General features: G+C 59.3%; 24 protein-coding genes and 1 pseudogene. 15 read left to right on the forward strand and 10 right to left on the reverse strand.

Features of this window, described 5'->3' with window-relative positions:
- Positions 1-84: 84 nt before the first annotated feature.
- Together hemH and BEN49_RS08145 are read right to left on the reverse strand one after the other, a co-directional pair.
- Positions 85-1172, reverse strand: a pseudogene (hemH, locus tag BEN49_RS08140) (ferrochelatase).
- A gap of 35 nt (positions 1173-1207) precedes the next feature.
- Entirely contained in the window at positions 1208-1756 is a 549-nt protein-coding gene (locus BEN49_RS08145) for an NADPH-dependent FMN reductase (RefSeq protein WP_070742541.1), read from the reverse strand.
- A 91-nt stretch (positions 1757-1847) separates the two neighbouring features.
- On the opposite strand from BEN49_RS08145, the gene BEN49_RS08150 reads away from it, so the two are divergent.
- Positions 1848-2867, forward strand: coding sequence for an AraC family transcriptional regulator (locus BEN49_RS08150; RefSeq protein WP_070742542.1), 1020 nt, complete (start codon positions 1848-1850; stop codon positions 2865-2867).
- Here BEN49_RS08150 and BEN49_RS08155 read toward each other — a convergent pair.
- On the reverse strand, positions 2824-3510 hold the full coding sequence (locus BEN49_RS08155) for a hypothetical protein (protein WP_070742543.1): 687 nt from the start codon (positions 3508-3510) through the stop codon (positions 2824-2826). The two genes, BEN49_RS08150 and BEN49_RS08155, sit on opposite strands and share 44 nt — an antisense overlap.
- A 223-nt stretch (positions 3511-3733) precedes the next feature.
- Between BEN49_RS08155 and era the strand changes: the two genes are divergently transcribed.
- From era to BEN49_RS08170, 3 genes are all read left to right on the forward strand, one after another.
- Complete coding sequence (era, locus tag BEN49_RS08160) at positions 3734-4630, forward strand: GTPase Era (RefSeq protein ID WP_070742544.1); 897 nt, start codon at positions 3734-3736, stop codon at positions 4628-4630.
- Between the two features lie 274 nt (positions 4631-4904).
- Complete coding sequence (gene der, locus BEN49_RS08165) at positions 4905-6227, forward strand: ribosome biogenesis GTPase Der (RefSeq protein ID WP_070742545.1); 1323 nt, start codon at positions 4905-4907, stop codon at positions 6225-6227.
- Between the two features lie 124 nt (positions 6228-6351).
- Positions 6352-6606: a hypothetical protein gene (locus BEN49_RS08170; protein ID WP_070742546.1), complete on the forward strand. Its 255-nt coding sequence runs from the start codon at positions 6352-6354 to the stop codon at positions 6604-6606.
- 73 nt (positions 6607-6679) lie between these two features.
- On the opposite strand, the gene BEN49_RS08175 is transcribed toward BEN49_RS08170, so the two are convergent.
- A complete protein-coding gene (locus BEN49_RS08175) occupies positions 6680-7060 on the reverse strand; it encodes a PRC-barrel domain-containing protein (protein ID WP_083325908.1) in 381 nt (126 codons plus the stop codon).
- Between the two features lie 8 nt (positions 7061-7068).
- Entirely contained in the window at positions 7069-7665 is a 597-nt protein-coding gene (locus BEN49_RS08180; protein ID WP_125916640.1) for a hypothetical protein, read from the reverse strand.
- A 387-nt stretch (positions 7666-8052) separates the two neighbouring features.
- Between BEN49_RS08180 and BEN49_RS27725 the strand changes: the two genes are divergently transcribed.
- The 3 genes from BEN49_RS27725 to BEN49_RS08190 all read left to right on the forward strand — a co-directional run bounded on the left by BEN49_RS27725 (position 8053) and on the right by BEN49_RS08190 (position 10229).
- Positions 8053-8340 (forward strand): DUF2157 domain-containing protein, encoded by a 288-nt coding sequence (locus BEN49_RS27725; protein ID WP_158022795.1) that lies wholly within the window; start codon positions 8053-8055, stop codon positions 8338-8340.
- A gap of 24 nt (positions 8341-8364) precedes the next feature.
- Positions 8365-9039, forward strand: a complete 675-nt coding sequence (locus BEN49_RS08185) for a hypothetical protein (RefSeq protein ID WP_083325910.1) — start codon at positions 8365-8367, stop codon at positions 9037-9039.
- A 149-nt stretch (positions 9040-9188) separates the two neighbouring features.
- Positions 9189-10229 carry a hypothetical protein gene (locus tag BEN49_RS08190; protein WP_070742549.1) on the forward strand — a complete coding sequence of 347 codons (1041 nt, stop codon included), beginning with the start codon at positions 9189-9191 and terminating at the stop codon, positions 10227-10229.
- 3 nt (positions 10230-10232) lie between these two features.
- On the opposite strand, the gene BEN49_RS08195 is transcribed toward BEN49_RS08190, so the two are convergent.
- Together BEN49_RS08195 and glmM are read right to left on the reverse strand one after the other, a co-directional pair.
- The gene (locus BEN49_RS08195; RefSeq protein ID WP_070742550.1) at positions 10233-11375 is read right to left on the reverse strand and encodes a cysteine desulfurase family protein; all 1143 of its coding nucleotides are present in this window, start codon (positions 11373-11375) and stop codon (positions 10233-10235) included.
- A gap of 107 nt (positions 11376-11482) precedes the next feature.
- The gene (gene glmM, locus BEN49_RS08200; RefSeq protein ID WP_070742551.1) at positions 11483-12880 is read right to left on the reverse strand and encodes a phosphoglucosamine mutase; all 1398 of its coding nucleotides are present in this window, start codon (positions 12878-12880) and stop codon (positions 11483-11485) included.
- A 76-nt stretch (positions 12881-12956) separates the two neighbouring features.
- On the opposite strand from glmM, the gene mazG reads away from it, so the two are divergent.
- Complete coding sequence (gene mazG / locus BEN49_RS08205) at positions 12957-13823, forward strand: nucleoside triphosphate pyrophosphohydrolase (RefSeq protein ID WP_070742552.1); 867 nt, start codon at positions 12957-12959, stop codon at positions 13821-13823.
- Between the two features lie 14 nt (positions 13824-13837).
- Here the strand turns inward: mazG and BEN49_RS27730 are convergent, their stop codons facing one another.
- Positions 13838-13987 (reverse strand): hypothetical protein, encoded by a 150-nt coding sequence (locus BEN49_RS27730; RefSeq protein WP_158022796.1) that lies wholly within the window; start codon positions 13985-13987, stop codon positions 13838-13840.
- A 115-nt stretch (positions 13988-14102) separates the two neighbouring features.
- Between BEN49_RS27730 and BEN49_RS08210 the strand changes: the two genes are divergently transcribed.
- The 7 genes from BEN49_RS08210 (at position 14103) to BEN49_RS08240 (ending at position 20283) form a co-directional block, all read left to right on the forward strand.
- On the forward strand, positions 14103-14987 hold the full coding sequence (locus tag BEN49_RS08210; RefSeq protein ID WP_070742553.1) for a MotA/TolQ/ExbB proton channel family protein: 885 nt from the start codon (positions 14103-14105) through the stop codon (positions 14985-14987).
- 78 nt (positions 14988-15065) lie between these two features.
- Complete coding sequence (locus BEN49_RS08215; protein ID WP_070742554.1) at positions 15066-15695, forward strand: ExbD/TolR family protein; 630 nt, start codon at positions 15066-15068, stop codon at positions 15693-15695.
- 45 nt (positions 15696-15740) lie between these two features.
- Positions 15741-16265: an ExbD/TolR family protein gene (locus BEN49_RS08220; RefSeq protein ID WP_070742555.1), complete on the forward strand. Its 525-nt coding sequence runs from the start codon at positions 15741-15743 to the stop codon at positions 16263-16265.
- Positions 16262-17056: an energy transducer TonB gene (locus BEN49_RS08225; protein ID WP_239691872.1), complete on the forward strand. Its 795-nt coding sequence runs from the start codon at positions 16262-16264 to the stop codon at positions 17054-17056. Before BEN49_RS08220 ends, BEN49_RS08225 begins: the two co-directional genes overlap by 4 nt.
- Before the next feature lie 250 nt (positions 17057-17306).
- Positions 17307-17606, forward strand: a complete 300-nt coding sequence (locus BEN49_RS08230; RefSeq protein ID WP_070742557.1) for a hypothetical protein — start codon at positions 17307-17309, stop codon at positions 17604-17606.
- Positions 17587-18582: a PstS family phosphate ABC transporter substrate-binding protein gene (locus tag BEN49_RS08235; protein WP_070742558.1), complete on the forward strand. Its 996-nt coding sequence runs from the start codon at positions 17587-17589 to the stop codon at positions 18580-18582. Before BEN49_RS08230 ends, BEN49_RS08235 begins: the two co-directional genes overlap by 20 nt.
- Positions 18583-18636: 54 nt before the next feature.
- Positions 18637-20283, forward strand: a complete 1647-nt coding sequence (locus BEN49_RS08240) for a tetratricopeptide repeat protein (RefSeq protein WP_070742559.1) — start codon at positions 18637-18639, stop codon at positions 20281-20283.
- 80 nt (positions 20284-20363) lie between these two features.
- Here the strand turns inward: BEN49_RS08240 and BEN49_RS08245 are convergent, their stop codons facing one another.
- Together BEN49_RS08245 and BEN49_RS08250 are read right to left on the reverse strand one after the other, a co-directional pair.
- A complete protein-coding gene (locus BEN49_RS08245) occupies positions 20364-21410 on the reverse strand; it encodes an RluA family pseudouridine synthase (RefSeq protein WP_070742560.1) in 1047 nt (348 codons plus the stop codon).
- A 74-nt stretch (positions 21411-21484) separates the two neighbouring features.
- Positions 21485-22135, reverse strand: a complete 651-nt coding sequence (locus BEN49_RS08250) for an OmpH/Skp family outer membrane protein (RefSeq protein ID WP_070742561.1) — start codon at positions 22133-22135, stop codon at positions 21485-21487.
- Positions 22136-22142 lie beyond the last annotated feature (7 nt).

Here is a 22142-nt window from a genome sequence, read left to right on the forward strand (position 1 = left end):
CAATTAATTTATTTGCCCAAACGAAAGGGGGCCCCACATCAGCTGTGCCCCCTTCTGTATATATAAGCAGCCGAAGCTGGGGCCCTAATTCCGGCGGAGCATGTCGGCCACCGCTTCTACCCACTGCGGCTCCGAGTTCAGCGACGGCACCAACTGCCAGTGGCCGCCGCCAGCTTCTTCGAATAATTCCTTGAATTCTTCGCCCACTTCGATGGTCGTTTCCAGGCAGTCGGCCACGAAGGCGGGGCTGAAGGCCAGCACGTTTTTGATGCCTTTGGCGGGAAATTCCTTCAGCACTTCGTCGGTGTAGGGTTGCAGCCAGGGGTCGCGCAGGCGCTTTGCAAGCGGCTCTGGAAGCTGACGGTGTACTGCTCGGGCTTTAGGCCCAGGCCCGCCGCTATTAGGCGCGACGTGGCGAAGCACTGGGCGCGGTAGCAGTACTGGTTCTGGTCGGTGAGGGTATCGCAGCAGCTACCGAAGCGGCAGTAGTTGGTGGGGTCGCCCTTTTTCACGTGGCGCTCCGGAATGCCGTGGTAGCTGAGCACCACGTGGTCGTAGGGCTGCTTGTCCATTTCGGCCCGGCCCCGCGCCACGATGGAGGCGATGAAGCCCGGCTCGGTGGCAAACTGGCTGATGAAGTTGATGCTGGGCACAATCCACCAGTCTTTCACGAGGGCCATCACCTTCTCCTGTACCGAGCCCGTGCTGGCCGAAGCGTACTGCGGAAACAGCGGCAGCACCACGATGCGCTCCACGGCGGCGGCGCGCAGCTCCTCCAGGGCCTTGGCGATGCTCGGCTTCTGGTAGCGCATGCCGAAGGCCACTACGTAGCCGTCGCCCAGCGCTTCCTGCACTTTCGCCTTCAAATCGAGGCCGTGGAAGAGCAGCGGCGAGCCCCGGTCGGTCCACAACTCCTTGTAAATCTTAGCCGATTTAGGGGCCCGGAGCGGCACCACCAACCCCTGGAACAGTGGGTAGCGGATGGCGGCCGGCATGTCCACCACGCGGCCGTCGGTGAGGAACTCGTTGAGGTAGCGGCGCACGTCGCTGGTTTCGGGCGAGTCGGGCGTGCCGAGATTGACCAGCAGGATGCCGATGCGGCGGGCGGTGATGGTGGCGGCGGCCGCGGCTGGCGTCGGCGCAGCAGTAGTTTCAGGAGCGACGGGGTTCATAGGGCAAAGGTCCGAAGGAATAAGAGCAGATTGATTCAAGCAGCCTTGGCCGCAGCGGCCGCGGCCAAGGCTGCCACGGCGGACGCGAGCTGCGCGGCCAGGGCCGCGTCCGTAAGGGCCCCGGCCGCATCGAGCCGGGCCCGCACGAATAGCACGGCGAAAGAAGCCGCCGGTACCACCGCCGCGCCCAGGGCCCCCAGCGTCAGCAGCAGGCCGGCGCGGGCTTTTTCACCGCCCGCTTCCGAGGGCGAGGCGCTGAGTACGCCGGTGGGCTTGCCGTAGAAGCTACCGGCCGAAACCAGCCAATCGAGGGCATTTTTCAGGCTGCCGGGCATGCCGTATGCGTACTCGGGCGTGGCAATCAGCACGGCATCGGCGGCGCGCACCTGCTCGCGGAGGGCCACTACGGCCGGCGCAACGGGGGCTTCAGGAACATCCAAATCCGGGTTGAAAAGCGGTAGGGCGAGAATATCTTCGTAAAACGTTGCGGAGCTTCTGGGCGAAACAGCGACCATGGCGGCACGCAGGAGTTGGCCAACGGCTGAGTCGGGACGGGGGCTGTCGGAAAAAGCGAGAACGTTCATCAGAGCTGGTCGGGCTTTCGAAACCGCTACGCCGGGAGGATGGTTTGGCCGGCGGCGCGTACTTGCCAACGGATTTTATTTTTCATACCCAATGCCTTCGCCCGACACCCTCGCCGCTTCTTCGCTCAACCTGCTGCTGTGGGCCGCCGGCCAGCGCGGCGCCAGCGTACCGGCCTTATGCCAGGCCATCGGGTTCGACCCCACCACTGCCGCCGGGCCCGATGCCCGCGTGCCCCTCGCCACCATCCAGCGGCTGTGGCCTTTGGCAATAGACGCCACCCGCGACCCGCATTTTGACCTGCACATTGGTGGCCTCGTCAACTTTTCGGCCGCTGGCACGCTCGCTTACGTGCTGATGCACACACCCACCCTCGGCGCGGCCATTGCCCAGCTCTGCCGCTACCAGGACGTGGCCTGCCAGGGCGTGCGCACCTTTCAAACGCCGGCCGCGGAGGGGCCCGGGGGCATTTGGCTGAACCTGGAGCTGACCAGCTCCGCCATCGTGCACCCGTGCTACGTGCTGAACTCGGAGCTGTCAATCTACCTCGCGGCGTTTGGTACACTCACCGGCCAGCCCGTGGTGCCCGGGGCCGTGCAACTGGCCTACCCGCGCCCGGCCGATATACAAGCGCACGAGGAAGCTTTTGGCACGGCGGCTTTGGCATTTGATGCGCCGGTAACCCGGGTGTCGTTCGATGCGGCCACCCTGGCGCTGCCGGTGCTGCACGCCAATCCGGCGCTATTCCCGCTGTTCGAGCAGCACACGGCGGCACTGCTGGCCCAACTTCCGGCCCACCAGCCGCCCACGCTGCCAGAACGGGTGCGGGGCGAAATCGTGCGCCAACTCAAGGGCGAGGCCCCCACGCTGGCCGCCGTGGCCGACCGCCTGTGCCTGGGCGTGCGCACCCTCCAACTCAAGCTCAAGGAGGCCGGCCACACCTACCAGCAGCTCCTCGACCACGTGCGCCGCGACCTGGCCCAGAGCCACTTGCGCGAATCCCAGTTGAGCACCACCGACATTGCCTTCCTGCTCGGCTACTCCGAGCCGAGCGTGTTCGTCCGCTCCTTTAAGAAATGGACGGGGCAGACGCCGGGCGCGTTTCGCCGGTAAATTCCCGGTTGCGGTCGACCCAGTACGCCAGCAACACGAACAGCCACAGCACCTGCGCGCCCCAAGCCAGGGCCCCCACGCTGGCCGGCGGCGGGCTGAAAAGGCTAGCCACGTGCGTCAGCACCAGCAGCGCCACCAGCGCCAGTAAGCCGTAGCGGCCGGCGCCGTTGCGGGGCCGGGTGTGCCGGGCGTATTGCCACAGGCCCGCTCCCAGCAGCGCAAATTCCACTACCTGCGTGGCAGCCAGGTGGTTCCACAGGCCCAGGCCCAGCAGCGGCGAGGCCCCCGGGTACAGCGGCAGGTCGGGCACGTGCACCACTAAATCGAGCAGCCAGTGGCTGGGTACCAGCAGGCCCACCAGTAGGGCCCCGCCGGCGTTGCGCCGCAGCAGCCAGTAAGCCAGGCCCAGCAGCAGGCCCGCCACCAGTTCGCCCACCAAGCTGTGGGTGAAGGGGTAGTACACAAAAGCCAGGGCGTTGGCGGCCGTGGCGTGGGGCACGATGCTCACGCGCTCCACGCCCAAAAGCAGCAGCGTGGGCCACACCAAATCGGCGAGTTGCGTGGCGAGGAACAACGTACCTAGCGACACACGGGGCTGAAGGGTCTTGGTGCCGAAGCCGACGCCGAAATGTCCGAGAAACATGGGGTTTTAGGAAAAGAATGTAAAGCAAAGTACTGTAGGAGAACGGAACAAAGGTCCGGGCCCGCCCCGGGGCCCTCGCTGACGATTTCCGTAAATCGGATTGACCAAAAGCGAAATTCGGCGCGTTCACCCCGGCGCTTGCCAGCCGCTTACTTTAGGGCCCCGTAGCATTTGCGCCGCGCAAGCTGTACCTTTGCGCCCTCATTATCAAATCTATCCCTCTGTGAATCCCGAACTTAAGCCCCACCGGGCCGGCTTTGTAAGCATCATCGGCAAGCCCAACGTGGGCAAGTCGACGCTGATGAACGCCCTGGTGGGCGAGCGGCTCAGCATCGTCACCAGCAAGGCCCAGACCACCCGCCACCGCATCCTCGGCATCCTCAACGGGGCCGATTTCCAGCTTATCTACTCTGACACGCCCGGCATCATCCAGCCCAAGTACGAGCTGCACAACGCCATGATGGCCTTCGTGTACTCGTCGCTGGAAGACGCCGACGTGGTACTCTTCGTGACGGACATCTACGAGAAGTACGACGAGGAGCCCGTGGTGGAGCGCCTGCGCAAGATGGTGGATACACCCATTATCCTGCTGGTCAATAAAATAGACCAAGCCGACCAGGCCGCCGTGGAAGCTAAACTGGCCTATTGGCAGGAGCAGCTGCCCAACGCCACCGAGGTACTGCCCATCTCGGCGCTCAACGCCTTCGGCACCGAGCGGGTGCTGGAGTCGGTGCTCGAAAAGCTGCCCGTCCACCCCGAGTATTACCCTAAAGACGAGCTGACCGACAAGCCGGAGCGCTTTTTCGCCGCCGAAATGGTGCGCGAGAAAATCTTCAAGCTATACAAAAAGGAGATTCCTTACAGCTGCGAAGTCACGGTTGAGGAGTTCAAGGAAGAGGAAAACATCATCCACATTCGCGGCGTCATCTACGTGGAGCGCGCCAGCCAGAAGGGCATCGTCATCGGCAAAGGCGGCGAGGCCCTGAAAAAAGTGGGCACCTGGGCCCGCGAGGACATGGAGAAGTTCTTCAACAAAAAAGTGTTCCTCGAAATGCACGTGAAAGTGAACGAGAACTGGCGCACCGACCCCAAGGCCCTGAGCCGGTTCGGGTACCAGTAAGTCATTTAGGTATTTGGGACCTGTTGTCATTGCGAGCGCAACGCAGTGGAGCGCAGCAATCTTTCCTTCAGTTTGCATCCCGAATCTTCTTGGTTGCCGAAAAGCGGGTTAGTGGCAGAGAAGATTGCCGCACTCCACTGCGTTGCGCTCGCAATGACAGACGATTACCAAGCACCAACTATTAAGTACCACACCACCTTCCGACCATCCTTTAATCAAATAACCCCGGGTACTGCCGAAACTGGTCGGGCCGGCGGCTGGGGCCCCCATTTTTATGAGTAATACCATCGCCATTGTGGGGCGGCCCAACGTGGGCAAATCCACCCTATTCAACCGCCTCGTGGGCCAGCGCAAGGCCATCATGGACAACGAGAGCGGCGTGACGCGCGACCGCCACTACGGCCACGGCGACTGGATCGGCAAGAACTTCACCGTGATTGATACCGGCGGCTACGTGCACGGCTCGGACGATATTTTCGAAGGCGAAATTCGCAAGCAGGTGAAACTGGCCATCGACGAGGCCGACGTAGTGCTGTTCATGGTGGACGCCGACGCCGGCGTGCACGGCCTTGACGAAGAATTTGCGCAAGTACTGCGGCCATACTTGGGCAAAAAGCCGATTCTGCTGGTGGCCAACAAGGCCGATACCAACGCCCGGGCCCACGCCAGCGGCGAGTTCTATTCTTTGGGCATGGGTGACGGCGAAATCTTCGCCATCAGCAGCGCCAACGGCCACGGCACGGGCGAGCTGCTCGACGAAGCAGTGAGCTACTTCCCCGAGGCCGGCGAGGAAGAGCCCGACTCGGGCATCCCAAAAATTGCTGTGGTGGGCCGCCCCAACGTGGGCAAGTCCAGCTTCGTGAACCTGCTGCTGGGCACCGACCGCAGCATCGTGACCGACATTGCCGGCACCACGCGCGACGCCATTTCGACCCGCTACAACGTGTTCGGCAACGACTTCATCCTGGTGGACACGGCCGGGTTGCGCCGCAAAGCCAAGGTGAGCGAGGACATCGAGTTCTACGCCAACATGCGCAGCCTGAGGGCCTTGGAGGAGTGCGACGTGTGCGTGGTGCTTATCGACGCCACCCGCGGCATCGAGTCACAGGACGTGAACATCATCGGCCTGGCCGACAAGAACCGCAAGGGCGTCGTGATTCTGGTGAACAAATGGGACCTGGTGGAGAACAAGGAAACCAACACCACCAAGGAGTTCGAGGAGAAAATCTACTCCAAGCTGGCTCCTATTGCCTACCCGCCCATCGTGTTCATCTCGGTGCTCACCAAGCAGCGCGTGCACAAGGCCATCGAGACGGCCGTGCAGGTGTTCGAAAACAAGCGCCGCAAAATCCCAACCTCGCAGCTCAACGACGTGATGCTGAAGGAGATTGAGCGCTACCCGCCGCCAGCCCTCAAGGGCAAACTGGTGCGCATCAAGTACGTGACGCAGCTGCCCACGCACAACCCGGTGTTTGCCTTCTTCTGCAACCTGCCGCAGTACGTGCAGGACAGCTACGCCCGCTACCTGGAGAACCGGATGCGCGAGCACTTCGACTTCAAGGGCGTACCGATTGGCATTGTGTTCCGCAAGAAATAATTTTTTCTATACCGGAGGTTACCTTTTGGGCCCCGGGGTATAAAGCGTCGAATTTGGCACTTGGCTTGGCCAACTGCTGAGTTCATCAACCCAAAATTTCACCCTTACCTAACTTTCTTTCAAGATGAAAAAATTCCTGTTCCTCGCCCTGGCTGCCGGTTCGCTCTCGTTCACCGCTTGCGACAGCAAAAAAGAAGATAATATGGAAGCCCAAGGCGACGCCATCAAGGACGCCGGCGAAACTAAAGCTGACGCCATGGAGAACAAGGCTGATGCCGTTCGTGACTCGGCTGATGCCAAAGGCGAAGCTGTAGGCGACCAGGCCGACAAAATGGACCCGGCCGGTACCACCACCACCACCACCGAGGTGAAAAAGTAATTTCGGTTCACACCGGAATTAAAAAAGGCCGCTTCCTTCGGGGAGCGGCCTTTTTTGGGTTTATTATTTCCATTTACAGCGCCTCCCCCAGCGTCCCATCCAGCGCCTGGCGCATGGCTGCGGCGTAGGCGGGCGTCAGCAATTCCTCGGCGTAGGCGGGATAGGCAGCCACGGCCGCCTCGGTGAGCGACGGCATGAATAAGCTGCGCGCTTCGGCGTCGAGCGTTGCCAGGCGCAGCGGCAGCAGCACCCGCTTGGGCCCCGGGGCCCCGGTGAACTGAGCATCGAGGTAGCGCACCTGCTCGGCGTCGGCATCGACGAGCAACTCCGACACCGTGCCCAGGACCGTGCCGCTGGCGCCGCGCACAGCCCAGCCGCGCACGTCGGGGTGGCCATCGGCTACTTCAAAATCGGGTAAATCGCGCAGGCGGCGCAGGCTCATTCTGGGTTCCATAAGAAAAATCAGGAAGCGGGCGGCGTGTTTTCAGCTTGCAACAGGGCCCCCACGGCTTGCAAAAAGGCGTGGTTCTGCTGCTGCTCATCGGCGGTATCATCGCGGCCCGACAGTTGCCCGGCCTGCTGCACCAGGCGCGCGGACTCGTCGCCGAGGGCCGGGTACGCGCGCTGCTGCACGGCGCGGAGCAGGTTGGCGGCCGCCACGAGGCCTGGGCGCAGGCTGGCATGCGCGTCGCCATCGGCCAGGCGGGCGGTGGCGCTGGTCAGGTTGTCGCGCTGCTCGCGCACCGTGGGGTCGTCGCGCAGGTCGGCACGGTCGGCCAACGCCGAGAGTTGTGGCACCAGCAGCAGCAGGTGGCCCCGGGTGGTACTCGAATCGGGCGCGGCGGCGGGGCCAGTGGCCGTGGTATCGGGCCCCAGCGAATCGGCGGGTGCAGCCGGGATTGGCGCGGTGGGCGCTTCGGTGGCCGGCGGGGCGGGCTCGTCGGCTGGTGCGGGGCGTAGGTACCAGTACGCGCCCAGCGTGAGGGCCAGGGCGGCCAGGGCCACCAGCAGCCAAGGGCTCAGCGGTTTTTTCTTGCGTTGAATAGGAATTTCGGCCACGGCAGCGGGAAGGTCGGGGGAGGATTGCGAGACCTTCAACGCAAAAAAACGCAAACCAGCCGAGTAGGTCGCGCTGCTACCACCAGGGCGGGGCCCCATCCTGCCCCAGCAGCAAGCAAAAAGGGCGAATTTTCACGCCCTTAGCAACCGGCCAGCAGTACCTTATAAGTAAGTATGTGGGGCCCCAGGGGAAAAACGATACCACCGCCGCATCGCAGGCGGCGGCTCCGGTTGCGGCCCGCGACACAGCTGGCAAGCGCAGTGCCGGCCACGCCAGGCAATGGGGACCAACGGGTAGTAGCCCCGGGGCCCCAATGGGCACGCAAATTCCGTTGTTCCTCTATATTGCCGGCTGGCCGCCACTTGCGGCCCGGCTTTCTACCCGCCATGCCCACTCCTACCGAGCGCCTCCTGGCCGACCTGCAGGCCCGGGGCCTGCTACTGCCCGCCCAGGCCACCGCCCTAGCCGATTACGAGCGCCAGCGCCCTTTTTCGCTTTACTACGAGCTGCGGGCCCTGCTGTACCTCGGCGTCACGCTGCTCAGCGGGGGCCTGGGCGTGCTTGTTTACCAGAATATTGAGCACATTGGGCACGGGGTGGTGGTGGCCGGCATGGCGGCCCTCACGGCGGCCTGCCTGGGCTACGCGGCCCGGCACCGGCCGGCGTTTACCTAGACCCAGGCCCCTAGCCCGGGCCTGTTGCCCGAGTACCTGCTGCTGCTCGGTTGCCTGCTGTTTCTAGCGCTGGAGGGCTACTTGCAGGCCCAATACCAGCTATTTGGCACCCGCTACGGACTGGCGGCGGCCTTGCCCGCGGCGCTGTTTTTTGGCATCGCCTACGGGTTCGACCACCGGGGCGTGCTTTCGCTGGCCATCACGGCGCTGGCCTTGTGGGTGGGCGTGAGCGCCGCCCCGCTCGCCGCCTTCACCAACAGCGATTTTGCGGCCGCGGCCCTAAGCACGCCGGCCGTATTGCTGGGCCTGGCGCTGCTGGCCGTGGGGCTGTGGTCGGACGTGACGCGGCACAAGGCCCATTTTGCGTTTGCCTACGTGTCGCTGGGCGGCAACCTGGCCCTCTTTGCCCTCACCGCCAGCCTGTTCTCATCTTACGGACTGCCCCACGCCGGGGCCCCGCCGCTGCTGCTAGCCGTGTGTGCCAGCCTCATCTGGTACGCCCGCCGCAGCCAGTCGTACCTGTTTTTGCTGATGGGTGCGGTGTTCGGCTACATCGGGGTCACGTACCTGCTATTTGAAGTATTGGGGTCGGAAATTGGCTTTTTACTGGGCACACTGTATTTCCCGGCCAGTGCCATCGGCGTGGCGCTGCTACTTATTAATATGAAGCGCTTTCTGAACATTTCGCCCAAGCCATGAGCTTCAAAGCCTACCCTACCGCTTGGGCCCTGCACGAAGCCGTGCGGGCCGCCACCACGCGCTGGCACTAGCAGCACCTGCTCACCGATGCCCAGCAAATTGCGATTGAAGCCGCGTACCCGCTCGATTTTTTTCGGCTGGGCTGGCTGTTGCGCCTGGTGCTGTTCATTTTCATGGGCATTGGCTGCGCCACCGCCACGGGCTTTGTGCTGATGCTAATGGGTCTCCACAACAGCCAGTTTGACATTGCCATCGGTAGCATCGTATGCGTCGCCGGGAGCCTGGCAACCCTGGAGCTAACCATCAAAAACTCCAAACCCTACCATGCCGGCTACGATAACGCGCTGCTGTACGCCGCGTTGCTGGCCCTGTTGGTACTGGGGGCCGACGGGCTACAAGGCATTTTTGGGGGCCCGGATTTTGATAGCATTGCTGATCCGCGGCTGCGGCCACTACTGTTATTCGCCGGGGCCCTATTGGCCGCCGCCACGGTGCACTACGCCGACCGGGGCACGGCCGCGGCGGGCTTTATGACCGGCTTGCTGCTCATTGCCAACCTGGTGCTGCCGCTCGCGTTGGGAAGGGCCCTGCTCCCGTTTCTGCTGATGCTGGCCGCCGCTGGCACCGGCTGGCTGCTGCGCCGACTGGCCCAGCGGCCCGACTATTTTTACTACCGCACTTGCCTGCAAACCGTGAAAGCGCTGGCGCTGGCCGTTTTTTATCTGGGCGGCAACTACCTGGTGGTACGCGAAGGTAACGCCGCCGTGGGCCACCTACCCTTCGCCCCGCAAATTCCCTTCGCCCCGCTTTTCTACGCTTTCACTGCCCTCATCCCGTTGGCCTACCTGTACTACGGCCTGCGCCGCCACGACCGTTTGGTGCTGGTAATGGGCTTATTAGCCGTAACGTTTTCCGTGTTCACGCTGCGCTACTACCGCACACTGCTGCCTCCGGCCGTGGCCGCCACCCTCGCCGGGGCCCTGCTGCTGGCCGTGGCGGCCGCCGCACTCCGCTATCTGCGCACCCCGCGCCACGGCCTCACCGCGGCCCCCTACGAGGAAGCTACCCCACTGTTCAATCTGGAGTCGCTCGTCGTGGCCCAGTACAACGTGCCGGGCCACGCCCCCGCGGCCGGCTTCGAGTTCGGGGGCGGCGACTCGGGTGGCGGCGGGGCCACCGGGCAATTTTGACCGTTACGCGCCCACCGGCTGGTACAGCTTAGCCAGGTGCTCCACGGCGTAGTCCACCTCGTCGGCGGTATTCATTTTGCTAATTGAGAAGCGCACCGTGGCCCGGTCAGGGTTGGTGCCCAGGGCCTCCAGCACGTGCGAGCCGGCCTGGGCCCCACTCGTGCAAGCCGAACCACCAGAAGCGGCTATCTTACTAATATCAAGGTTAAAGAGCAGCATTTCGCTGATGGCCGACGGTGGCAGGCTCACGCTGAGCACCGTGTAGAGGCTGCAATTAGGATCGGCCGAGCAGCCGTTGAACTGCACGTCGGCCACTTGGGCCCGCAGCTGCTCAATGAAGCGGTTTTTCAGCCCTTGTACGTGGGCACGGTGGGCCCCCATATCGCGGTAAGCAATTTCCAGGGCCTTGGCCAGGCCCACAATGCCGTACACGTTTTCGGTGCCCGCCCGCACGTTGCGCTCCTGCGAGCCCCCGTGGATGAACGGCACCGACTGCGTGCCCGGCCGGGTGTACAAGAAGCCTACCCCTTTGGGCCCGTGGAACTTATGCGCCGAGCCCACCAGAAAATGGTTTTGCAGCGCCTGCACGTTGTGCCGGTAGTGGCCCATCGTCTGCACCGTATCAGTATGGAAAACGGCGTCGTGCCCGGCGCATAGGGCCCCCAAAGCTTCAACATCGTTCAGGTTGCCGATTTCATTGTTGCCATGCATTAGGCTCACCAGGCTGCGCGGGTGCGTGGCCAGCAGTTCGTCGAGGTGGGCCAGATCGAGGCGGCCCTGGGCGTCGTGGCGCACGTAACTCAGCTCAACGTCGCCGGCTTTGGCCAGGGCTTGCATCGGGTGCAGCACCGCGTGGTGCTCCAGCCGCGACGTGACGGCGTGGCGCAACCCCAGGGCCCGCACGCTGCCAAAAATGGCCGCGTTGTCGGCCTCAGTGCCACCGCTGGTGAAGGATATTTCGGCCGGCGCCGCCCCAAGCAAGTGGGCCACCGTTTTGCGCGCGTTTTCGATGGCGGCGCGCACCTGGCGCCCCGGCCCATGCAAGCTGCTGGGGTTGCCATAATGCTGGCTCAGAAAAGGCAGCATGGCCTCCAGCACCTCGGGGTCAAGGGGCGTGGTAGCGGCATTGTCGAAATAAGCGTGCATGAGCAAAACCGTTATTTATGAGTAACTAATAATGGATGAGCGGCGGCTGGCAACCCGCCCTGGGGCCCCGTTGCCGGCCGCCGCCCACTCGTTACTAATTGGTTATTTTAAGCCTTCACGGCAATAATTTCCTTAATGTCAGCAATAATTTTCTGAGCCAAATGGTCGGCCGTGCTGCTCGATTCTGACTCCGCGTAAATGCGGATGATGGGCTCGGTGTTTGATTTACGCAGGTGCACCCATTCCTTGTCAAACTCGATTTTCACGCCGTCGATGGTGTTCACCGGCTGTTTAGCGTAGCGCTTTTCCATTTGCACCAACACCTCATCGGTGTCAATTTCCGGAGTCAGCTCAATCTTGTTCTTGGAGATAAAATAGCTTGGGTACGAGGCCCGTAGCCGCGACGTGGTGAGACCCGATTTTGCCAAGTGCGTCAGGAATAATGCAATGCCCACCAGTGCGTCGCGCCCGTAGTGTAGCTCAGGGTAAATAATGCCGCCGTTGCCTTCGCCGCCAATTACGGCGCCGTTCTCCTTCATTTTGGTTACTACGTTCACCTCGCCTACGGCGGCGGCGGCGTACTGGCCCCCGTGCCGCTCGGTCACGTCGCGCAGGGCGCGGGTGCTGCTCAGGTTGCTCACGGTATTGCCGCCGCCCAGGGCCCCCAGCACGTAGTCGGCCACGGCTACCAAGGTATATTCTTCGCCAAACATCTCGCCATTTTCGCTCACCAGGGCCAAGCGGTCCACGTCAGGGTCTACTACGATGCCGAGGTCGAACGAGCCTTTTTCCAACACTTTGGCGATGTCGCGCAGGTGCTCGGGCAGCGGCTCGGGGTTGTGGGCAAAGTCGCCGGTGGGCTCACAATGCAACTTCTCCACCACCGTCACGCCCAGGGCCTCCAGCAGCTGCGGCACGGCAAAGCCGCCCGATGAATTCACCGCATCCACCACCACCCGGAAGTTCCGGGCCCGCACGGCTTCCACATCCACCAGCGGCAGCGCCACCACGGCCGCAATGTGCCGGGCCAGGAAATCATCGTCAGTCGTGTACTGCCCCAGCTTGCCAATAGGCGCAAACTCAAATTCCTCACGCTCAGCCAAAGCCAGTACTTGCTGCCCGGCGGCGTCAGACAAGAACTCGCCATCGGCGTTGAGCAGCTTCAGTGCGTTCCATTGCTTGGGGTTGTGCGAGGCAGTGAGGATGATGCCGCCGGCCGCCCGCTTGGCAGTAACCGCCATTTCCACGGTGGGCGTGGTGCTCAGGCCCAGGTCTACCACGTCGAGGCCCAGGCCTTGCAGAGTAGCGGCCACGAGCTGGCTCACTACGGGCCCCGAAATACGGGCGTCGCGGCCGATGACGACCGTGCGCGCCGCCGTAGACTGCGCCATTACCCAAGTGCCATAGGCAGCGGCGTATTTCACTACATCGAGGGGAGTAAGGCCTTGGCCGACCGGCCCGCCGATGGTGCCGCGGATGCCAGAGATAGATTTAATGAGAGTCACTGAACTAGGAATATAAAGGGGGGCAAAAATACGCAACCGCGCCGGGTTAAGTCCGGTTCGGTCTATCTTTGAAACGATGGAAAACCACCCGCCTGCCCCCGGGGCCCTGCCGGGGCCCACCCGCCGCCCGGCCCAGTTGGCGGCTTTTGGTCGCTTGCTCGACGTACTCGACCGCCTGCGCACCGAATGCCCCTGGGATAAAAAACAGACGTTGCAGAGCCTACGCCACCTCACCATCGAGGAAACGTACGAAATCAGCGACGCCATTTTGCGCGACGACTTACCCGATTTGAAGAAGGAGTTGGGCGACGTGATGCTGCACTTGTTGTTCTACGCCCGCATTGCCGCCGAGCAAGAAGCCTTCGACATTGCCGACGTGCTCAACGCTCAGTGCGAGAAGCTCATTTTCCGTCACCCACACATTTACGGCGACGTGCAGGCAGACGATGAGGCCACCGTGAAGCGTAATTGGGAGCAGCTCAAGCTCCAAGAGAAGGGCAATGCTGGCGTGCTGAGCGGCGTACCCGTGTCGCTGCCCGCCCTCGTAAAGGCCATGCGCATTCAGGAAAAAGCGCGCGGCGCCGGCTTCGATTGGGACAATCCGGCCCAGGTGTGGGCCAAAGTGCAAGAGGAGCTGGGCGAGTTTGGGGACGAGTATGGGCACGGGCAGCCCGACAAAATGCAGGCCGAGCGCGCTACTGATGAATTTGGTGACCTTTTATTTTCACTTGTCAACTTTGCCCGCTTCGCCGGCATCAATCCCGAGGAGGCGTTGGAGCGCACCAACCGCAAGTTTATCAGTCGCTTTCAGCACCTTGAAGGTGCTACCGCAGCTGATGGCCACCGCCTCGCTGATTTGTCTTTAACCCAGATGAACGAGTACTGGGAAGCAGCAAAACGCCAGTTGGCGGCCCCCATTATTGCTTCTTCCGCAAAAAAATAGCTTTCTTGCACACCTCAACCACCTGTTGCAAGGCTGCCCAAACGGTTTTTTCTTTGGCTGCCCCAAAGATTTTGGTTAGGTTTGTCCAGCTGAATTATCGTTTGACTTTCTTTCAGCGCCAGTTCTTTCTCTTCTTCAACCTCGTTTTTGGGCACCCAACCCATAGCACCACATAAGCAAGGCCACTTTTGTTTTCTTGTTTCACTTGCCTTAGCTTTTTCACTTTTTTTCTTTAATTTTTACCTCTTCCCAACCCCCCAACCCAAACCTTTCGGAATAATGGAACAGAAAAATGCCCTCAACACGAGCCCCCGGCCCAACACCCCGGCCGCTCCTAAGGCTGCGGCCGCCGAGAAAAGCAGCGGGGGTGCCTCGCTGTTCTCCGTCATCGCAATCATCCTGTGCTTCGTCGTTGCCTACGTCGTTTTCAAATTTGTCCTCGGTAGCGGCAGCAATTTCCAAGGCGGCGTCAACACCAACGCGCCCCTCCCGGGCAACATGCTGGGTACGGTATACAGCGGCGGTAACATTGTGCCAATCCTGATTACGTTGTTCCTGTGCGTTATCACTTTCTCGATTGAGCGTCTGCTCACCATTTCGCGTGCCAAGGGCTCCCAGAGCATCGAAGGTTTCGTACGCAGCGTTCGTCAGAAGCTGAACGCTAACGATATCAACGGGGCCATTGCCGCTTGCGACCAGCAGAAAGGTTCCGTAGCCAACGTGGTGAAATCTGGCTTGTTGAAATACAAGGAGATGACGACCGAGCGCGGCATGAACAACGACCAGAAGGTGTTGGCCATCCAGAAAGAAATCGAGGAAACTACTGCCCTCGAATTGCCCATGCTGGAGAAAAACCTGGTAATTATCTCCACGATTGCTTCGGTTGCCACACTGGTAGGCTTGCTCGGCACGGTGTTCGGTATGATCAGCGCCTTCTCGGCCCTTGCTCAAGCCGGTTCACCTGACGCTGTGAAGCTAGCCAACGGTATCTCGGAAGCTTTGATCAACACGGCTTTCGGCATCGGCACCTCGGCCCTGGCTATCATTGCCTACAACTACTTCACCAGCAAGATTGACGAGTTGACCTACAGCATTGATGAAGCCGGCTTCAGCATCGTGCAAACCTTCGGCCAGCACACCACAACCCAGACGGCCAACGTCTAAGTTGTTGTCATTCACCGACGCACTAAAACATAGGGAATGCCGTTTACTACGGCATTCCTTTTTTAACCCCACCGCACAATGCCTAAAGTAAAACCGCACCGCACCTCGCCGTCGCTAGACATGACGCCGATGGTGGACTTGGCTTTTCTGTTGGTGACGTTCTTCATGCTGACGACTAAGTTTTCGCCTGAAGAAACCGTCGTGGTAGACACTCCTTCGTCAACGTCGGACATCAAACTGCCGGAGAGCAACGTTATTACGCTGACGATAGACAAGAACAAGCGCGTGTTCTTCGGCGTAGACGACGATAAAACAAAGGTTGCTATGTTGCAAAAGGTTGGCGCTAAATACGGCGTAACCTTTGATGCTGCCCAGACCCGGGCCTTTGGCAACATGACCAACTTCGGGGTTCCCATCGGCCAGTTGGGCTCGCTGCTGAGCATGGACTCTGACGGCCGCAAGGCAGTTGCTAAGTCCGAGCCCGGCATCCCCATGGATTCGCTTAACAATCAGCTTATTGACTGGGTTTTGGAGGCGCGTAAAGCAAACCTGACGCTTTTCAAAAAGCCGACGTACATCGCCATTAAAGGCGATGGTGATGCCGATGTACCGACGGTGCAGCAGGTAATCAAGGTGCTGCAAGAGAAGGATATTAACCGCTTCAACCTCATTACTGACTTGGAGAACAAGCCGGTGGTGGCTAAGTAAGGCGGTTTACCCAGTAACCCACCCACTAGTATCTAACTAGAAACCATGGCAGAAATACAAGGAAAAGCCGATTCCGGTGGCAAAGGAGGGAAAAAGCGGGCCAAAAAAATGTCGACCAAAATCGACATGACACCGATGGTGGACTTGGCTTTTTTGCTTCTCACTTTCTTTATGCTCACCACCACGTTTGCTAAACCCAACGTGATGCAGTTGACAATGCCAGTGAAGGAGAAAAACGAAGATGAGCAAACTAAGCTCAAAGAATCGGAAGCATTCACCATCATCATGGGCGAGAATAACAAGGTGTATTATTACGCCGGTATGAACTCTGCCGAAGCTCCTGCTGAAGTAAAGGTTACCAACTACGGCGCCAATGGCATCCGCCAGGTTATCCTGGATCGACAGCGGGTACAGCCCAAAACGGTAATTCTCATCAAGCCTGACGATAAAGCCGTGTATAAAAACATGGTTGATATCCTCGACGAGATGAACATCACCAATCAGAAGAAATACGCATTGGTGGCCGTCGCCAAGTCCGACCAAGAACTTATTAAGAAATCCGGGCTATGATGAACTCCGCACAAATCGCCCAGTCCAGCTTAGACGACATCGTATTTGAGGGCCGCAACAAAAATTACGGTGCCTACGTGTTGCGCCAGATATATGGCCGCAACGTTACTCGGTCGTTGATCATTGCGACGGCACTGTTTGCGTTATTGATAGCGTTCCCGCTCATCGCGCAGTACATCAAAAGCCGTCAGCCAAAGGAGGACGTTAAGAAAAACCTCACGGAGAACGTGCTAATGGACGCTCCGCCGCTGGACGACACCAAGCCACCGCCCCCCAAGCTTACCACCATTAAGTTCACCCCCCCGGTGATCAAGAAGGACAATGAAGTGAAGCAGGAGGAAGTGCCGGACCAGGAGGAATTGAAAGAGAAAACTGTCGCTACAGTAACCGTTAAAGGCAATACTGATGTGCAGGACCTATCTGAACTCTCAGGAGACGGTGATAAGGTGGTAGCTGAAGTAGTGGACACTAAGGTGTACCAGTACGTAGAGCAAATGCCGCAGCTTCCGGGTGGCGGTGGCAACGCTGCCATCGTGGCCGCCATCCAGAAGAATACCAAATACCCGCGCATGGCCCAGAACAACGGGGTTGAAGGCCGGATCTTTGTAAGCTTCACGGTGAACGCCGAGGGTGACGTTTCGGATGTGAAAGTGGTGAAAGGCCTAGGCTCCGGCTTGGACGAAGAGACGATTCGGGCGGTAAAAACCCTACCCAAATTCATCCCGGGCAAGCAGAACGGCCGAGCCGTGAGCGTATCCTTCACGGTGCCAATTACCTTTAAAATCCAGTAGATTTTGTTAGAGCTTGTGCTCGCAGCATTTTGTAAAACCCCGGACGGAGCCATGGCCCGGCCGGGGTTTTTGCATATTATGGAAGTCACCGGATGAATTTTAAGGGCCCTGCAATGATTTATAATAGTAATTTTTGATTTCTTTGCACGTTGGTCAGTCAGCGTATGAGGAATGAACCGAACCTTTTGGCGAGACAGAACGGTTTTAGCTGATTCCAACCCGGCTTTTGGGGCCGTTTCCAATTTGCTCGATGATTAACACTTCCACCACTGAAGAGCGCCTCGGACAGAAGCCGCGCCACATTGTGCGCTACTTCATGCTATTCATGTCATTGGTGTACATGGGAATGGGGGCCTGGCTGGCCTGGACGGTGAGCCAACCAGCTAATCCCGTGACCATGCACTTTTCCCAAATTGGCCTAACAGGCAACCGCTTGCGACTGCTGGGGCTGGTTTTCATCATTTACGGCTTGGTACGCTTTGTGCGTAGCTACCGTGTCAACTTCCGCTCTTCCTCTATTCCTGATTCTGATGATTTTTCCAACCGCTAAGCCTGCTTTCTTCCTTACCGTGCTGGCTGGCGGCTGGCTATTGATGGCCGGCTGCCAATCAAACAGCGAAAACGGCGCCACCGATACTGCCGTCAGCGGCAATGTATTAGTGGGGGTTGATGAGACGTTTGCACCCATCCTACAGGCGCAGGTCGACACGTTTGGTAAGTTGTATCCGGATGCGCACGTCAAAATGCAGTTTGAGCCGGAGGAAAATGTGATGGTGGACTTGCTGAATGATAAAATAAAAGTGGCAGTGGTTGCCCGCGAACTGAATGCGGAGGAGATTGCCTCTTTTGCCAAACAAACTATCGTTCCCCGTACCACGCGCATCGGCATTGATGGCCTAGCCATCGTTTTGCATCCATCCAATCCGGATTCAATGCTAACAATTAATCAGCTACGTGACATTTTCACCGGCAAGAGCACGACTTGGAGTCAGATCAGCAACCAGAAAAAGCTGGGCGACATCAATATTGTATTCGATGCCAGTCGCAGTAGCACTGCTCGCTTCATGCGCGACTCGCTTACCAAAGGGACCCCACTGACCACGCGGGTGTTCGCGGCTTCTTCCAATCCAGCTTTGCTCGATTACGTATCGAATCATCCGAATGCAATTGGTGTAGTAGGGGTGAATTGGATATCCGACCACGACGATCCGGCGGCCATGAAGTTTCTGCAAAAGGTGCACGTGGCCAGCATTACGGCCCGGCCCAATCCGCAGCCCGACGATTTCATCCAGCCATATCAAGTCAACTTAGCCCAGAAGACACCGGAACAATTAGCCAAGTACCCCGAGCTGCAGAACTATCCTTTGCGCCGCAACCTGTACATCATCAACCGGGAAGCACGCAGTGGCTTGGGCAGCGGTTTTGCTGCATTTGTAGCGGGTAAAAACGGCCAGCTGATATTTCAAAAATCTGGGTTGTTGCCCGCCCAGATGCAAGCGCGGGTGGTGACTACTCCCAAACGTTAGTCGCTGTTTTGCGTAAAATTTATTAACTCTTCTTTTTTCACCATCCCTCCCCCAATGAGTTTCAAGCCCTGGAAACAGCCCCTGCTCGCTGCCGCCGCTTTGGTAGCCGGTACTACGGCGGCCACCGCCCAAACCAACAATGTGCAAACCTTAATTCAGCACGAGCGCTTCAATGAGGCCAAGGCCGCGCTGGGCCAAGGTAGCACGCCGGAGAATGCTTTCGAACTAGGCCGCATCTATCAGCTTCGGGACATGCCTGATTCGGCGGCTTTCTTCTTCAACAAAGCCAGTGGCAGTTCGCCTTTTGGCCAGGTGGCTGCTGGCCGTGCTTTGCTGGCCAAAGGCCAGATAGCCCCGGCTGATGCGCAATTTGACGCAGCGGCAAAGGCTACCAAGAACAAAGACGCCAAGGTGCTGACCATGATTGCTCAGGCTTACGCTGAGACGTCTGATGTAAAGAACGTTGACAAAGCCGTGACGTTTGTTAACAGCGCTCAGACCGCGAATAAGGGCAAAGTAGACCCGGCTCTAATGTTGGCTCGGGGCCAAATGTATATGAACACCGAGCAGGGCGGTGGCGAAGCTATGAACAGCTTTGACCAGGCAATTGCGGCTAACCCCAGCTACGCGCCGGCCTACTACGAGAAAGGTGTGCTGGACGTGCGCGCTCGTAACTACAACGAGGCCCGTACGAACCTCAACAAAGCCGTTGAGCTGGACCCGAGCTACGCGCCTGCCTACCGCGAGTTGGCCGACATGTATTACTACGCTGGCCAGTACGATCAGGCGCTGAGCACGTTCCAGAAATACGTAGGCCTGTCGGAGAAATCTCCGCGCACCGATGCGCAATACGCTTCCTTCCTGTACCTGACGAAGAAGTACCCAGAGGCACTCACGGCGGTGAATACGTCGCTGCAGAACGACCCGACTAACCTCACCATGAATCGCTTGAAGGCGTACTTGCTGTACGAAACCAACGATTACGCAGGAGCGGCCACGGCCATGGATTCGTATATGAAAATGGTACCTGCCGGTAAGGTTCTCCCCGAAGACTACTCTTACCAGGGCCGTATTCTGGCGCGGGCGGGCCGGCCGGATGAGGGCATCGCCGTGCTGCAAAAAGCCATTACGGCAACGACTGATGCCGAGAAGAAAGCTGACTTGCAAGATGCTTTGGCAACGGCCTACACCAGCAAGAAGGATTACGCTGCGGCCATTGGTATCTATAAGTCGAAAATTGCCGCTGCCACCGACAAGAGTGACTTGACAGATGTATTCCGCTTGGCCTCGGCGTATGACAACGCCAAGAAGTACACCGAAGCGGACAGCGTGTACAACGTTATCCTGACGGCTAAGCCGACTTACGGCCCCGGCTTCTTGGCTCGGGCCCGCACGAATAACAACTTGGACCCTGATTCGAAGAAAGGATTGGCCAAGCCGTATTACGAGAATTACGTTGAGCTGTCAAAAGCGGAAGGTGCTGATCCGGCTAAATTCCGCAGTGGCTTGATCGAATCGAACTACTACCTCGGGGTATACACGCTACAAGTGAAGGATGACAAGGCTGGCGCAAGTGCTTATTTCCAGAAAGTACTGGAAATTGACCCAGCCAACAAAGAGGCTAAAAATGCACTGGACATCATTAATGCCAAGCCCCGGCCTACGACCACAAGGAAGACCACTACCGTCAAGAAGAAGTAGTCTTCAGGTTAGGTAAAAGGTAAAGGGGCCCCGGTGCAACAATGCGCCGGGGCCCCTTTTGCTTGCGCAACGCGTAGCTATTACTGGGCAGCGTATCCCTCCCATTTGGCTAGTGCAGCGGCAAAATCGGCGGGCAACTCTGCTTCAAAGAATAATTCCTCGTTTGTGGTAGGTTGCACAAAACCCAGCGACTGGGCGTGCAAAGCCTGCCGGGGCAGCAGCTGAAAGGTATTCTCCACAAAGGCGCGGTAGCTGGCCGTGTTGGGGCCCACCCGGATGCGGTTGCCGCCGTAGGTGGCATCATTGAAGAGCGGGTGGCCCAGGTACTGCATGTGGGCCCTGATCTGATGAGTGCGGCCAGTTTCGAGCACGCAACTGATGAGTGTAACGGGACCGTAGCTGCGCAACACTTCGTAGTGCGTAACAGCCGCCTTACCCTGCTCGCCACCGGGGTACACTGCCTGCACCTTGCGGTCGCGTATGCTACGCCCAATGTGTCCCTGCACAGTGCCTTTAGCCTCCTTGGGTGTGCCCCACACAAGGGCTACATAGCGCCGCCGAATGGTGTGGTGGAAGAATTGCAGCGACAGGTGCGTCATGGCAAATTCCGTTTTGCCAATCACCAACAGCCCCGAAGTATCTTTATCGATGCGGTGCACTAGGCCCGGGCGAATCTCACCGTTGCGGCCCGTGGGCAGGTTGGCCAAGTGGTGGGCTAGGCCATTAACGAGCGTACCCTGCCAGTGCCCAAAGGCCGGATGCACCACCATGCCAGGCGGCTTATTTACGATGAGCAGGTCGGCATCTTCGTAAGGAATGTCTAGGTCCATGGGCTCGGGCACGACGTTGCCCGTGCGCGGCGGCTCAGGCAGCGTCACGGTGATGGTGTCCAGCGGCTTGATGCGGTAGTTGGGCTTTACCACCTGGCCGTTCACGTGCACGGCTTCGGCCCGAATGGCTTCTTGCACTTTGTTGCGTGAAGTGTTACCCAGGCGGTGCAGCAAGAACTTATCAATGCGCAGCAGCTCCTGGCCACGGTCCACTACAATGCGGTGGTGCTCGTACAACTCGTCGCCGCCTTCGGCATCGTCGGCATCAATCTCGGGGCCCTGTTCGGCTTCGCTCATGGTAACAGAAAAATGTGTCAACAAAAAGGCCAGGGCTTACGCCCTGGCCTTTTGCGTTTGCAAGCGCGAGTTGCTTACTTCTTGCTTTTAGTTTTGGTTTTGGTTGCGGCGGGAGCAGCCACAGGGGCAGCCGGCGTAGTTATAACGCCCGTGGTTGGGCCTGCTTTCAGCGGGGCCGGAGCGGTAGGCGTGATGCCCATTTTCTTCAGCACAATTTCCGAGATGTCGCCTTCTTTGGGGCCGTGCAGCAAGGTCGGGGTATCACCGTCCGAATTTAGCACGTAAGTGTAGCCGTTCTCAGTAGCCACGTCATCAATCGTCTTTTGCAGCTTGTCGAGGGCCGGACGCAGCAAGCTTTGCTGCTTCTGCTGCAACGACTGCTCGGCGCTGCGCTGGAACTCCTGGATGGACTGCTGCAAACCGGTTAGCTCTTTTTCTTTGTCGGCCTTCACCACATCGGTCATCGTGTTGGCGCTCTTCTGGTAAGCATCCAGCTTACCTTGGTACTCAGTGTACTTGCTCTTCATCTGAGCCGCCAACTGTTCGTTGTAGGTTTTCAGGCTCGACTCGATTTGCTTACTCTCGGGCATCTGGCTCAGCACGTACTGCACGCTGGTGTAACCAATTTTCAGTGGGGCCTGGGCTTGGGCAGCGTTAGCGCCCAGGGTGCCGGCGGTGAGCAGAGCGGCGGCCAACGTCAAGCGGAGGGTTTTCACGGGATTCATCAAGGGA

It is taken from the genome of Hymenobacter coccineus (assembly GCF_001816125.1).
Classification (GTDB): domain Bacteria; phylum Bacteroidota; class Bacteroidia; order Cytophagales; family Hymenobacteraceae; genus Hymenobacter; species Hymenobacter coccineus.